At 47.4% G+C, this 14,055-nt stretch carries 12 protein-coding genes; 5 read left to right on the top strand and 7 right to left on the bottom strand.

Annotated features, from left to right (window positions below; all coding sequences use genetic code 11):
* Window positions 1-3: 3 nt before the first annotated feature.
* Complete coding sequence (locus NSQ19_RS14485; RefSeq protein ID WP_013860711.1) at window positions 4-363, bottom strand: single-stranded DNA-binding protein; 360 nt, start codon at window positions 361-363, stop codon at window positions 4-6.
* Between the two features lie 349 nt (window positions 364-712).
* On the opposite strand from NSQ19_RS14485, the gene NSQ19_RS14480 reads away from it, so the two are divergent.
* Window positions 713-1,135 (top strand): YwpF-like family protein, encoded by a 423-nt coding sequence (locus NSQ19_RS14480; protein WP_013860710.1) that lies wholly within the window; start codon window positions 713-715, stop codon window positions 1,133-1,135.
* A gap of 23 nt (window positions 1,136-1,158) precedes the next feature.
* On the opposite strand, the gene NSQ19_RS14475 is transcribed toward NSQ19_RS14480, so the two are convergent.
* From NSQ19_RS14475 to NSQ19_RS14465, 3 genes are all read right to left on the bottom strand, one after another.
* Entirely contained in the window at window positions 1,159-1,593 is a 435-nt protein-coding gene (locus NSQ19_RS14475; protein ID WP_328005209.1) for a DUF4944 domain-containing protein, read from the bottom strand.
* Window positions 1,594-1,682: 89 nt separating this feature from the next.
* Window positions 1,683-4,484, bottom strand: a complete 2,802-nt coding sequence (locus tag NSQ19_RS14470; protein ID WP_340703091.1) for a DEAD/DEAH box helicase — start codon at window positions 4,482-4,484, stop codon at window positions 1,683-1,685.
* Complete coding sequence (locus NSQ19_RS14465; RefSeq protein WP_315958888.1) at window positions 4,468-6,066, bottom strand: SWIM zinc finger family protein; 1,599 nt, start codon at window positions 6,064-6,066, stop codon at window positions 4,468-4,470. Before NSQ19_RS14465 ends, NSQ19_RS14470 begins: the two co-directional genes overlap by 17 nt.
* 352 nt (window positions 6,067-6,418) lie before the next feature.
* On the opposite strand from NSQ19_RS14465, the gene NSQ19_RS14460 reads away from it, so the two are divergent.
* Complete coding sequence (locus NSQ19_RS14460; RefSeq protein ID WP_013860706.1) at window positions 6,419-6,562, top strand: Lmo0850 family protein; 144 nt, start codon at window positions 6,419-6,421, stop codon at window positions 6,560-6,562.
* A 95-nt stretch (window positions 6,563-6,657) separates the two neighbouring features.
* On the opposite strand, the gene NSQ19_RS14455 is transcribed toward NSQ19_RS14460, so the two are convergent.
* The 3 genes from NSQ19_RS14455 to NSQ19_RS14445 all read right to left on the bottom strand — a co-directional run bounded on the left by NSQ19_RS14455 (window position 6,658) and on the right by NSQ19_RS14445 (window position 10,025).
* Window positions 6,658-8,040, bottom strand: coding sequence for a hemolysin family protein (locus NSQ19_RS14455; RefSeq protein ID WP_013860705.1), 1,383 nt, complete (start codon window positions 8,038-8,040; stop codon window positions 6,658-6,660).
* Window positions 8,041-8,122: 82 nt separating this feature from the next.
* A complete protein-coding gene (locus NSQ19_RS14450) occupies window positions 8,123-8,551 on the bottom strand; it encodes a MerR family transcriptional regulator (RefSeq protein WP_017553078.1) in 429 nt (142 codons plus the stop codon).
* A 160-nt stretch (window positions 8,552-8,711) separates the two neighbouring features.
* Window positions 8,712-10,025: a hemolysin family protein gene (locus tag NSQ19_RS14445; protein WP_340703090.1), complete on the bottom strand. Its 1,314-nt coding sequence runs from the start codon at window positions 10,023-10,025 to the stop codon at window positions 8,712-8,714.
* A 442-nt stretch (window positions 10,026-10,467) separates the two neighbouring features.
* Here NSQ19_RS14445 and NSQ19_RS14440 point away from each other — a divergent pair, with 442 nt between their 5' ends.
* The 3 genes from NSQ19_RS14440 (at window position 10,468) to NSQ19_RS14430 (ending at window position 13,986) form a co-directional block, all read left to right on the top strand.
* A complete protein-coding gene (locus NSQ19_RS14440; RefSeq protein WP_019720997.1) occupies window positions 10,468-11,241 on the top strand; it encodes a hypothetical protein in 774 nt (257 codons plus the stop codon).
* Between the two features lie 241 nt (window positions 11,242-11,482).
* Entirely contained in the window at window positions 11,483-12,550 is a 1,068-nt protein-coding gene (locus NSQ19_RS14435; RefSeq protein ID WP_019720996.1) for a D-alanine--D-alanine ligase, read from the top strand.
* Between the two features lie 59 nt (window positions 12,551-12,609).
* Window positions 12,610-13,986 carry a UDP-N-acetylmuramoyl-tripeptide--D-alanyl-D-alanine ligase gene (locus NSQ19_RS14430; protein ID WP_340703089.1) on the top strand — a complete coding sequence of 459 codons (1,377 nt, stop codon included), beginning with the start codon at window positions 12,610-12,612 and terminating at the stop codon, window positions 13,984-13,986.
* The last annotated feature ends 69 nt before the right edge of the window (window positions 13,987-14,055 follow it).

Genomic DNA, 14,055 nt, shown 5'->3' with positions numbered 1-14,055 from the left:
ATGCTACCCTCCCTGGCCGGTTTCCTGCAGCGGTTTGTTTTCCGGCCGTTTGCTTAAAAATTGGACTGTGTCGGCAATGACTTCGGTGACGTAGACCCTTTTTCCGTCCTTATTATCATAGTGGCGGGTCTGAATCCGGCCGGTAATGCCGAGCATGGAACCTTTTGCGCAATATTTGCTTGTATTCTCCGCGATTTTATTCCAAAGGGTACATTGGACAAAATCGGTTAACGTTTCGCCAAATTGATTCCGGTAATGGCGGTTTAAGGCAAGCGTAATATTTAGCACCGGTTTTCCGTCTGCTGTGTAGTGAAGATCCGGATCTTTTGTGAGCCTTCCGACTAATGTGACCTGGTTAATCAACTGATCCACCCCCTTCCTGCATTTATCTTACCGGCTTTCATTTTTCTTGTAAAATCGCCATTTTTCAAAAATAGCCCCTTCGTTTCGTGCAAAAATGTATTTTTGCACGCCTGGTTTTTACATATTTCGGCAGTAAAAAGAGGTTATGGCATTATTTAAAATTTTTTCTTTGGCATCAACCGGGCGAAAATGGGAACTTTTACCGCGGAAACATAACAGCTGGTTCCCGGCTTGGACTTGCATTGTCCAGACTTCCGCCTTTTTGATGCAGGTGAGAAAATGGGCTGTTGCCGGTGATCGTCTGTTGGATGTATGTTATAATTTTTACAAACGAATAGGGAGGAAAGGGATGAAAACGTTTAAGATCCTGTCGCTTACCATTTTGAATGACGGCGAACGCGTGCCGATTCCGTTGATTGACGGGCTGATTCTGAACAAGGAAGATGGGCGGGGCACCTGGCTGATTGAAGCATACACGGAGAGCAAGCATCTGCCGTTTTTTGCGGAAAAAGAAAAGCAGCAGACGGAGCTGGATACTGAAGTGGTGATCACGTATGAGAACAATGATCCGGCACCGCTTTCGACCCGGGTCAGGGGAATAAAAGAATTTGACGGAACGATCAGCGTCCTGCTCGAAGGGAAAATACGCTCGAGGCGGATCGCGTATGCGGAAAAGCTGTTGGAGGAGCTGGTCCGCGAAGGGTACGAAGGCGAGGAATTAATTGAGGCATTTAAAGAAAGATTAAACGGAAAAGGCCGCTCTGCGTCATAAAACAGAGCGGCCCTTTCGCGCCTTTATTTTTGCTTTTTTAATTCGATGACTTCCTTATGGACTTTGTTATCTTCTTCCCAATAAATGACGGCTTCTGGATGTTCTCCTTTTTTTGGCGCGTCTGTATATTCTACAAATCCTGTGTCTGGAGATACCTTCTCTTTGTTTGCTGTTTTGTCCCCGGCTTCCATTTCACCACCGATCCAATATTGTGTTTTTAAAACAGAAACCTTATTTTTCTCTTTTTTGGAGCCATTCCAAATGAAATCTCCAGAATAATTAACATCATCAGATTTCTCACCGTTATACGATAATACAGCCGTCCATTTGCCGCTCTTGCTGTGGCCCACCCATTTCGGGTAGCTTGGCTTTTCCTTTTCATGGACAACTATACCGACTATAATGCCGATTACGACAACGGCAGCAATGATGCCTGTGATAGCCCAAGGTTTTTTCATGTTTAACGTGCTCTCCCTTTTTGTTGATAATAATAAATATTCAAAAAACGTAGGAGAGGGGGAACCTCAGAGCGGGTGCCCCCCTCTATTTAGCTTTGCAGCAAAACCAAATGTTTCAATTCGTCATCGGACAGTTCGGTAACCCAGTTGTCACTTTGGATAATTTCATCGTTCAGCGCCTGCTTTTTCTCAAGCATCGCGTCAATCTTTTCTTCCAGTGTGCCGGTCGCAATCAATTTGTGGACATGGACAAACCGCTGCTGCCCGATGCGGTGCGCCCTGTCCGTTGCCTGGTTTTCAACAGCCGGGTTCCACCAGCGGTCATAATGGATGACGTGATTGGCTGCTGTTAAGTTCAACCCCGTTCCCCCGGCTTTTAAACTCAGGAGAAAAACAGGGAACGCCTTGTTTTGAAAATCACGGATCAACTGGTCGCGTTTTGCTTTTGGCATGCTTCCGTTTAAAAACGGAACGTCAAGGCCAAACAGCTCCTTCATCATTTGCCGGATCATTTGGCCCATCCCGATATACTGGGTGAAAATGAGGCACGATTCCCCCGTATTCAAAATGGCTTCTGTCAGTGTGGCCAGTTTTTCCAATTTAAATGACCGTTCCAAAAGGTGCGCCGGTTTTTCTTCTTTCAGAAACAGGGCAGGATGGTTGCATAGCTGTTTCAGCCGGTTCAGCATCTGCAAAATCAGCGCTCTTCTGCCAAGCCCGCTCAGCTGGTCGATCCCCTTAAAAGCATTTTGCACCGTTTCTTCGTACAGGGCCGCTTGCTCCGCCGTCAGCGGGCAATATTCTTTTTGCTCCAGCTTTTCGGGCAGATTCAGTTCCACATCCGGATCTTTTTTCGTCCGGCGTAGCAAAAACGGCTGAATGAGGCGCTTAAGCTCGCGGATTTTTTCTTTCGATCCATCCTTTTCGATCGGGGCGATGAACCGTTTTTGGAACTGCCTGAACGTGCCCAAATAGCCTTTATTGGTAAAATCAAAGATCGCCCACAGTTCTGAAAGCTGGTTTTCCATCGGGGTGCCGGTCAAAGCAATATAATGCCTGCCCTTTAGTTTCCGGATCGCCCGCGACTGTTTCGTCTCTGCATTTTTAATGTTTTGCGCTTCATCAAGGGCAATCGTGCTCCATTCCACAGCTGACAATGCCTCGAAATCAAGGTGGGCAATCCCGTAGCTCGTCAGCACAACATCGGCATGCTGATAGCAGTCCCCCAGGTTTTCTTTTTTCCGGTTCGGCCCGTAATGGAGGGCGGCATTTAAGCCATTTCCAAATTTTTCAATCTCCCGCTGCCAGTTGCCGAGGACAGATGTCGGGCAAATGATGAGCGCCGGATTTGCCGGCTGTTTTGCATGTTTCACATGGAGGAGGTAAGCGATCAGCTGCACGGTTTTCCCAAGCCCCATATCGTCTGCCAGTACGGCGCCAAACCCGCAATCACGCAAAAAGGAGAGCCAGTTTAAGCCAAGCTGCTGATACGGCCGCAAATCGCCCTGAAATCCGGGCGGGATCGGGACGGATGGAATTTCGTCCAGATTGGAAAGTTTCCGGATGAATTTTTTTAATGACTGATTCAGTTCAATTTGAATCCGGGCGAGCGCCTGCATATCCTCTGTTTCTTCTTCGTCCGTTTCCTCTTCGGATCCGGAAGTTTGCGCGAGCAGATCCTGAAGATGGAGGCCCTCTTTTTTGGCCTTTTCCATGAGCGCCTGCAGCGACCGGATCATCTTCGGATCAAGCGTGATCCACTCTTCTCCCGCTTTCACAAAGCGGCGCCCTCCGTTTACGAGGTTTTGAAATTCTTCTTCGCTCATTTCCATCCCGTTTAAGGAAATCCGCCAGTCAAATTCGAGCACTGTATTGAGATTGAAAAAGGACCGGTAGCTTGTGTTTTTTTTCAGTTTTGCTTTCAACCGCATATTGGCGTTTTTAACAGATGACCACCAGGACGGCAGCATAATTTCCACACCGAGCGGGAGAAGCTTTTCGCTGGCATGAACGAAGAACTCCCATGCGCGGTTTTCTTCAAGTTCATTGCGCAGCTGCCCGTTTTCATCTTGAAGCCAGGGGAACAGTTTTCCCCATCTTGCCTGTTCGAGCCGGACCTCTTCTTCAAACGGCTGCCATTTTTTATACAGCTTTTGCCGGGGGTAGACCAGCATCCGTTCCGGTTTATCACGGCCGCGCAGCACGGTTTCAAGCTTCCAGCGCCCGCCGTCAGCGTCCGGTTCAAAAAGGCGGATCCCAATCGTAAAGGGGAGGGACGCTTCGCCCGCCCATAGTTGAAAACGCCGCTTGTCAAAATACGAGGAGAGTTCCCGGGAGGTAAAGCCTAATTTTTTCAGCTCCATGAATTGCCGCTTCAATTTGGGCCGGCTGGTGATAAAAGAACGGGCAGCTTCTCCGTACCATTCGGAGAGGACGCGGGACAAAGGTTTTTCATCCAGCATCCGGCCCCAAAACGACGGGCTGAACTCATCGATGACGGCATCAGGCAGCTCTATCTCCCATGCTTCTTCTTCCGGAAGTGCAGCCGCCTCAGCAAGCCAGCCGCCGCTTAAAACGGCATCAAGCAGCACGGGAGCCGCAGCCAAATAAATTTGCCCGCGTTCATCCCAATCCCAGCGCAACATCGAACTGAACCCTTCTTTTCCGAGCAGGGACAAAAGCGTAAAGCTGTCAGCCAAAATCCCGCGGCGGCTTCCGAAACGCGTGTACGGCATAAAGGCGCCGTAAAAACTTTCTTCATGCCACATAAACAAAGACGGCGCCCAGTAGGAAGGATCGGCCCCGTTTCCGGCCCGGTCTTCGGCAAATAAGAAATAGCGCCCGTCCGGAACCGGCTGTATATTGATTTTTACATCATATTCCATCTGCATCGGTCAAATTTCCCCTCCTGCATTCTTCCTGAAAAGCGCGCATCCGTTTTGTCCGCTCCTTGATTTCATCAAAGAATGCGTACCACCGTTCCTCTTCATGGCGTTTCCGGTAAATGGCTTTTAATTTTTTCAAATAGCGGACGGCTTTTTGATAGGACTTCCGGTTTTTTTCCCCGATACAGATGACGACCGCCCGGTGGTAAAGAGGGAGAAGGGCTTCAGGCGCTTGTTTTGCAACCTGTTCGAGTTTTTCTTTTTCAATATCTCCGGGTGTATGGCCGGTAAGTGTCTGGAGTTCCGCCCACTCCTTGTATCTTGCGGATGAAAACAAAACGTCCCCGTATTTCGGTGCGCTGACAGGCAAAAAGGCGCGGTACAGTTTTTCCAGCAATTTCAGCTGCTGGGCGGAGAGTGCCTGTTCATTGATGGAACGGAAAAACATGCGCATATAGGCAGCCCTTTCGAAGTCGTCCGTGCAAGATTCCAAAAGGCGCGGGATCATCGGCACGGCGGCGGAAATATAGCGGGACAGCCTCTCATCTGCTTTCAGTTCCAAAAACCAGTACGGCATATATACGGCTGTATGGGCGCCGCTTGCAGCCAGCTGCCCGAGAAAAAACAGCGCGGTGTCGTCATTCCCGAGCAAAAAGGCGAGATGTATAAAGCAGAGCACCTTCAGAGTGGAGAGGTTTTCACCGGCGTCAATGCTGTTTAAAATTTCCTTTCTTAAACGCGCCTCTTCCTCTTTCCGCCAATTTTCTTTCTTGAGCAGGCGCGACCAGAGCATCCGGTAAAAATCAACGGTTTCCAGTTCATAGATGGATGCACTGTCCGCCAGCTCGCGGGTGTTCTCGCGAAAATAAGCAATAAACGGATCAAAAGCAAACGGGAGCGCTGCGGACGACAGCCGGTTTGCCGCCTCTTCCGCTTCGCCGGCCAAAAACTGCATGAGAGCCGCGGACGAAAAAAAGCCATTTTTCAAACAAACCGTGTGAAGGTATTTAAACAATTCATAGGCAGCGGCCAGTCTGTAAAGCGGTTCCCATTCCCGTTCGACCGGCAAAAAAAGGGTGAGCCGGCGGTAAACTTCCCTTGCCGAGAGATCGAGAAGAAATTCATCCTTCACATTGATCTCTTCAAACGCGGTATGGAAATCATCCAGCCACATGCTGATGGTTTGCCCGGTTGTTTCCGGCTTTTTTTTCTCCAGCAAATCGCTTGCCCGCTTCACGGATTGCAGGATGTCCCCGTCCGTACTGCGGCGCTTCCACTCGCGGACCCAGTCGAATACACTGTTTGCTTCACTGTAGGCAGAGAAAAACAAAGCCATCAGGTGGCGGCAAAAACCGTCATGGGGGCAGGCACAGTCAAAATTCAACGGGTCAAGCAGGTCCAGCTCGCAATCCACCGGTGTCACATCCTGGACTTTCCCGCGCAAAAACCGCCCCGAAACCCGTTTGGCATGGACGAGATGCTGGCGGTACAACAGCAGCCCTTTTTGCACCAGTTTCTGGTGGGATTCGCGCTCCGGCTGCAACCGGTTCTGAAGTTTTGTGGCATAATCGTTCAGTAAGGCGGCCATAGGGCGACACACTTCCTTGGAAAAATATGTAAAACGAAAAGCAGGCAGGCTGCTTCGGTTTGTGGCAAGTGATAATTCAACTATTTAGCATAATACACATTTCTGTTGATGTCCAGTGCGGAAAAGAGGGCAGCCGCAACCGGTCTATTTGTTCTTCTCGCAGACTTGAGGAAGGAAATCAAACAATTTTGATGAAAACCCTTATATTTTTTTAAATTTTTTGCTATATTAAGAGTAAGGCAAGAAAATTTTCATTAAAATTTAAGAAATGCCGTGTAAAATCCTATATAGATGGGAATACATATACAGATAAGGAAACAGTACGGAAATCCATGATAGATGAGGCGGTCGTATGAAAAAAAACCATGATCATTTAATAAAGATGATATCGGCTTTTTCGGAAATGGGAATCAAAACCTCCTTTACGAAATCCCGGCTGGAATTGTTCGAAGTGCTCGAAGGGAGAAAGCTGCAACCGGTTTACAAAAAGCATTAATTTCTGTTTTGCGGAGCGGAAAAACGCGGGCGACCAAGCGATCGCCCGCGTTTTTGGATTTTGAATTGGCATCAGAGGGCAGCTGGCGCCCTCCATTACTCAAAAGCTTTTAACATTTCAGGATGTCCGGATTCATTTTGGATCATCGGCGTGGGTTCCTGTTTTGCAGTTCGTTTGGCCGGCCGTGCCGCTTTCTTTTTCACTTCGATATAGCGGATATGCATATCTTCCATTTCACTGATCGTAAAGGTGTATTCATCGGTTTCAACCGTGTCGCCCTGCTTTGCCTCGAATTTTTTGGTTAAAATCCAACCGCCGAGGGTATCAATGTCTTCATCGGAAATTTGTGTGCCGAGCAGGTCGTTCACTTCGCTGATCAGTACTTTGGCGTCGATAATAAAGTGGCCGTCCTTGACTTTCCGGATCAGCGGCACTTCATCCATGTCAAATTCATCACGGATTTCACCGACGATTTCTTCCAAAATATCCTCGACCGTCACTATGCCGCTCGTGCCCCCGTATTCATCAAGCAATACAGCCATGTGAATGCGTTCTTTTTGCATCATGACGAGCAGCTCATTAATCGGAATCGTGTCAATCACGCGGATAATCGGCCGTATATACGCTTCCAGTGACGAAGGGGGAGCCTGTTTTTTCAATACATCGGTTAAAACTTCCTTTAAATTGATGATCCCGATAATATGGTCCTTATCTCCGTCAATGACAGGGTAGCGGGTAAACCGTTCTTCCTGCACGAGGTCCATGAACGTCTGGAGGGAGTCCCCTTTGGAAAGGGAGACAATCTCGGTTCTTGGCACCATAATTTCTTTCGCAATCCGGTTATCAAACTCAAAAATTTTATTTACATATTTAAACTCTGATTGATTGATTTCACCATTTTTATAGCTTTCGGACAGGATAAAGCGCAATTCCTCTTCCGTATGAGCGACGTCATGCCGGGATGCGGGTTCCAGCCCGGCCATTTTTGTAATCAGGCCGGCAGAACTGTTCAGCAGCCAAATAAACGGGTACATCAGCCTGTGGAACAAAATTAACGGCTTTGCTGCAAGAAACGCAATGGTTTCCGCTTTTTGAATCGCAACTGTTTTTGGCGCAAGTTCTCCTGCCACGACATGCACAATGGTAATGACAGAAAAGGCAAGGATGACGGAGAAAACGGCGCCAAAAGACCCCGGAAGATGCAACAGCCCGAGTACGGGAGCGAGAAGATGCGAAACGGTTTCTTCCCCGATCCATCCGATCAGAAGCGAAATGATGGTGATGCCCAATTGGCAGGTCGATAAATACTCATCAAGATTTGTGATGATGTTTTTTACCGAAATCGCTTTTTTGTTTCCTTCTTCGATGAGTTGGTCAATCCGGGAACTTCTAATCTTTACGATTGCAAACTCTGAAGCTACAAAAAAAGCAGAAAGTGCGATTAAAATAAAAATCAGCACCAATTTAAATATGTCCAAATAAGTTTCCCTGCTCCGAATAGAGACGGGGCAGGAGTCACCTCCTGTATATTTGCAAAATTAAATGATCCTATTCCCGGTTTCAGCGCCAGACCACTTCCTTGTTTAAAATGGAGGAAAGGGACTGGACGAGTGCCCGGCTGTCTCCTGATAATTGATTGCGCAATGTTTCTTTTTGCTCTTCCGGCAGTTTCTCCAGATTCGGTGTCATATCTTTCAGTTCCATATTGAGCTGTTTTAACTGTTCGGAAAAGAGGTTCAACTGCTGGACCAAGGCATGTGCATTCGATATGCCGTTCCTTCTGCATTCCAGTTTGGCTCGGATCGCCTCAAGCGGGAGATGCATTTTTTTGCATTCTTCTATAAATTGCAGGTCACTTACGGCATCTTCGTCATAAATCCGGTAATTTGCGCCGGTGCGTTTTGGTTTTAACAGCCCGAGCCGGGTGTAGTAATCAATGGTCCGTTTTGAAACATTGGCAATGGATGCTAATTCTCCGATGCGGTACAAAACCCCATTGGAATCACCCCAATCTCTGAAAAAGCACACTTATATTACGACTATTATAAAACATAAATACCATACAGTCAAACGTAGCGGTTAGAAATAAAATGTAATTAGGAAAATTCAATTAGTTTAAAAGTGGAAAACCAGGTTGGGCAGCCCCCCGTTATGAGGAAGCCGCTTCCTGTTTTTTTGATACTTCCACATACAGGACGTGCGAACCTTCCATATCTTTTACTTTGAAATCATACGATTGGAATGGCACGGAATCGCCCTTTTTTAAATCGTATTTCTGTGTCAGCAGCCATCCGCCAATCGTGTCCACGTCATCATCGGGAATTTCGATCGCAAGGAGATCATTTACATCTTCAATCAGCACTTTGGCGTCCAAAATATAATGCTCATCCCCGATTTTTTGGATAAGCGGGATTTCATCCGTATCAAACTCGTCCCGGATTTCACCGACGATTTCCTCTAAAATGTCCTCGACTGTAATAATGCCGGCAGTCCCGCCATATTCATCCAGTAAAACGGCCATATGAGTGTTATCTTTTTGCATGCGGGCAAGGACACCCTGAATCGGCACCGTTTCAATGACATGGATAATTGGATTAATATACGGTTCAATCGTCGCATCGTCCCGGAGATCCGGGTTTGAAACATAATCCGTCAGCACTTCTTTCATGTTGAGCACGCCGATGATATTGTCCTTGTCCCCGTCTGTAACCGGGTAACGCGTATATTTTTCCGATTGTGCAAGCCGGATGAGATCGGCAATCCGGTCGCTCTTGTCGACGGTGACCACTTCTGTGCGGGGGACCATAATTTCTTTTGCGATCCGGTTATCGAATTCAAATATATTGTTGACATATTTATATTCGGACTGGTTAATTTCACCGCTTTTTAAGCTTTCCGACAGAATAATCCGCAGTTCTTCCTCTGAATGGGTGATTTCATTGTCCAATTGCATGTCGAAACCGAGCGCTTTTGTCACAAACCGTGACGACTTGTTCAGCGTCCACGTAAAGGGATACATGATTTTGTTGATGAAAATCAGCGGTTTGGCGACGAGCAGCACAATCGTTTCTGCTGTCTGGATCGCAATATTTTTCGGTGCAAGCTCCCCAACCACGACGCTGAAAAAGGTGATGATGAAAAAAGAAAGAATAAAGGTCACCACGTGGATGAGTGTCCCGGGAACATGGAGTTTGATTAAAAGCGGATTAAAAATCACCCTTAATGTCGGCTCGCCCAGCCACCCGAGAATAAGAGAAATCACGGTGATGCCCAGCTGTGTTGTCGACAAATAGCTGTCCAGGCTGGAAATTACCTTTTTGGCGGAAGCGGCTTTTTTGTTGCCTTCCGCAATGAGCTGGTCAATTCTCGATGTTCGCACCCTTACGAGAGAAAATTCCGAGGCGACAAAAAACGCATTGGCCCCGATTAATAAGACAATAATGAGCAATTTGATCGTCAGCATGGTTTGTCCTGCCAAGAGATGCAAAAATGAATCGTTTTACATGGCCCCTGATTCGGCAAGACATGCACCTCCTTAAGAGACTCTTCCTGTATACTGTTCCCGAAAAACAGGAGAAAAAACGGGGCTTGCCCGGGAACAAGAAAGTACCCGTCGTTTTCTGTATATTCCTATCCATATTTTGAATCATTTTAATAGGAACTGCAAGCACAAGGGCGTCTTTTCCCGGTTAAAAAATGGCAATGCTGGTGAGGGGGTAAACAGCAGTATATGGTTTTGCATTTAGCGGAAATACATTATAATCATCAGTGAGGATAAAGGATGCCCCTTTTTCAGATAGGAATGAAATAAAAATCCAATTTTTTCGCCAACTTTGTTAAAATAAAATTATGAGAACTGGCGGGCTTTAGTTCATAACATGCTTTGCACAATCGGGGGTAATAGTTTGAAAAACCATGGTGGAAACAGGGAGCTCATTTACGTTCACGCGAATGAAGTGAATCACTATGTTTTATCGCACGGCATCTGTTTTTATGAATTTTACCATGCTTTCCCCAATTTGACGAATCTCCTTCTTCTCCGTCATCAATTTGAGGCGGGCACTGTAAATTTACATACGCTGTTTGAATATGCGGATGAAGAAACAATCGGGCGGCTGCTGGAAGAAGACATATACAGCTACGGGGATTTTTGCTGGGTTGATTTTGAGGATGAGGAAGGGCTCGATCTGCTGGAGGGGTATGAAATTGCGGAATTGCTGTATCTGAGCCATATGAAACATCATTTGCGGAGGCCTTTTTACCGGAAATTAAATAACCGTTTCGTCTATTTATCGCAGGATGACGGCTACTACAGCAAAATTTATTTCCGTTCTTTCCGTGATTTTTATGCGATGCTTGGCTGTGTGGTTGCCGAGCGGATCAACAGGATCAAAGGAGAGAAGCCGTTTCTGTTCGGGCGGAAAAAGCGGAAAGCGCTGCCTGCTATCCCGGTGGAGGTGCTGTTGCCGCTTTTGGATAAAATGAAGGAAGGGATGGTCATTTCAATGGAATATGCCGTGCAGACCCGGGTGCAAATTGAAATCCCGTTCTGGACGATCGGCGATTTTCATGATATGGATGAAATGCACGAAGAATATGCCGTCATCTCCGGCACGCCAATCGATGGAAAAATGGTCTATGACCGCAGGATGCAGGAATGGAAAATTTTAATCCATTAGACGCCCATGTGCGGTGAACGCTGTACCAGCGCAGCAGATGGATGAAAAGCAGCTGGCGCAATGTTTCAGGATAGAAAAGCGGGGAAGCCACCCCGCTTTTCATTATACACGTGTTACACAAATGCCTGTTTTGACATACAATAGGGAAGAAACTGAACAAATCAAAATGGCAAATTTGGCGCACACCGGGTGTGTAAAATGTTAAAATAGGAATATCCTGTTCGTATGATGGAGGATGACAATGAAAAAGAAAATCTGTTTGCTTTACGGCGGAAAATCCGCTGAGCATGAAGTATCCCTGCAAACCGCCAAAGCTGTAATACAGGCCTTGGATCACGAAAAATACGATATTTACCCTATCTTCATTACAACGGAAGGGGACTGGATAAAAGGGCCGCTTTTAACCGGGCCTGTTGAAACCGTGAAACAGCTTGAATTCCATGACGGAAAGAAAATGGCCCCTAATGCGCTTTTAACCACCGTATCGGACGAAAAGGGCGGCTATGACATCATTTTTCCGCTGTTGCACGGGCCGAACGGGGAGGACGGCACCGTACAGGGCATGCTTGAACTGTTAAATCTGCCGTATGTTGGAAATGGCGTGCTTGCCTCTTCAGCCGGAATGGATAAAGTGATTATGAAAAACCTGTTTGCGCAAGCCGGGCTCGACCAGGTGAAATATGTTTCTTTTATCCGCAGCGAATGGGAAAAAGCGCCCGAAACCTGTTTTCAACAAGTGGAAGAAAAGACCGGTTACCCTTGTTTCGTCAAGCCGGCGAATCTCGGTTCAAGTGTCGGGATCAGTAAGTGTAAAGACCGCACAGAACTGGAAGCCGCATTTAAGGAAGCCTTTCAATACGACCGGAAAATCATTGTTGAAGAAGGCGTCACGGCAAGGGAAATTGAACTTGGCGTGATCGGGAATGACGATCCGCAATGTTCCGTTGCCGGCGAAATTGTCGCGAAAAAAGATTTTTACGATTATAAAGCGAAATACGAAGATGGGGATACGGCGTTAATCATTCCGGCCGAAATTTCCGAAACGGTATATAAAAAGCTAACCGAAGCTGCGATTACGGCATTTAAAGCACTCGACTGCTCGGGGCTGGTGCGCGCTGACTTTTTTGTGACAGAAGACGAACGGGTGATCATCAATGAAATCAATACGATGCCCGGATTTACGCCATTCAGCATGTTTCCGCTTCTGTGGAAAGAGGCGGGGCTGGATTACCCGCAGCTGATCGAAAAGCTGATTGAACTTGCCCTGGAGCGGCATGCTGAAAAACAGCGGATTAAATATACTTTGTAACGAATTTGGAACCATTGACAATGGTTCCCGTTCTGTTTTCAAGGAGGAAAAGAGCGAAAATGATCAGACGGACGATCCGGGAAATGACCGGAATGATCCATGTGGAAAACGGGGAAGAACTGCAGCGCAACGAAACGCTTGTACAAGGTGTATGCATTGATTCGCGCAAAATCGAAAAAGGTAATCTGTATGTGCCGCTTACAGGCAGGCATGCGGACGGCCATCAATTTGTGGAGGACGCATTTCGCAGAGGCGCAGCTGCATCCCTCTGGCAAAAAGATGTGCCGAACCCGCCGGCGCACGTGCCGCTTCTTATCGTGGAAGATACAGAGAAAAGCCTGCAGGAATTGGCAAAAAGCTACCGGAACGCCTTGCGGGCAAAAGTCGTCGGCATTACCGGCAGCAACGGGAAAACGACGACAAAAGATATGGTCGCCTCCGTCCTTTCCGAAAAATTTAAAGTGCAAAAAACAGAAGGCAATTTTAACAACCACCAGGGCGTTCCGTTAACGCTCCTGTCCCTTGATGAAGATACGGAAATCGCCGTGGTGGAAATGGGCATGAGTGCAAAAGGGGAAATTTCTTTTCTAACATCGATTGCCCGCCCGGATGTGGCCATTATTACAAATATTGGCGAGGCGCATATTCAAAATCTCGGTTCCCGTGAAGCGATTGCCGATGCAAAACTCGAAATTACAGAAGGCCTTCCGGAAAACGGGCTGCTGATCTATATGGGGGACGAACCGCTTTTGCAGGAACGGGTGCCAAACATTACCGGCATCCGGACAAAGACGTTCGGCAAAGGGCACGGAAATGATCTTTATCCGGTGGGATGGAGACAAGAGACAAACGGCAGCGCGTTCCGGACAAATGCTTCGGGGGATATCAGTTTTCATCTGCCTGTCCTTGGCGAATACAATGCTATCAATTCGCTTGCCGCCATTCTTGCCGGCCGCGAGTTTGGCATGCCATTTGAGGAAATCCGCGCAGGCCTAGGGAAAACGAGGCTGAGCGCAATGCGGATGGAAATGGCGGATGGCATCAACGGTTCAAAAATCATCAACGATGCATATAATGCAAGCCCGACGTCGATGCGTGCGGCCATCCGGCTTGTGGAGCAGTTTGAAGGAACGGGCCGGAAAATCCTCGTGCTCGGGGATATGCTTGAACTAGGTGAAAAGGAAGCGGCGTTTCACAGGGAGGTCGGCCGCAGCTTGAACCCTGAAAAAATTGATTTTGTTTTTACATATGGCAAGTTGGGCCGTTTGATCGCGGAAGCTTGCGATTTTCCGGGCAACCGCGTGTTTTCGTTTGAGGACAAGGAGCGGTTGATCGATATGTTGAAAGGAAAAATCGGAGCCGGCGATTTGATTCTGGTCAAAGCCTCAAGAGGCATGCAGCTAGAAGAAGTGGTAAAGGCCATTACAGTTTCATAAAGGAAACAGCAAAGAGCCCCTCATACGCAGTATGGAGGCTCTTTGCATAAAAAGGACATCGGGCAAAAA

It is taken from the genome of Weizmannia sp. FSL W8-1119, from assembly GCF_038008605.1.
Taxonomy (GTDB): domain Bacteria; phylum Bacillota; class Bacilli; order Bacillales; family Bacillaceae_C; genus Weizmannia; species Weizmannia coagulans.
Note: the sequence above shows the minus strand (reverse complement) of the source record. Positions and strands in the feature narration are given on the sequence as shown.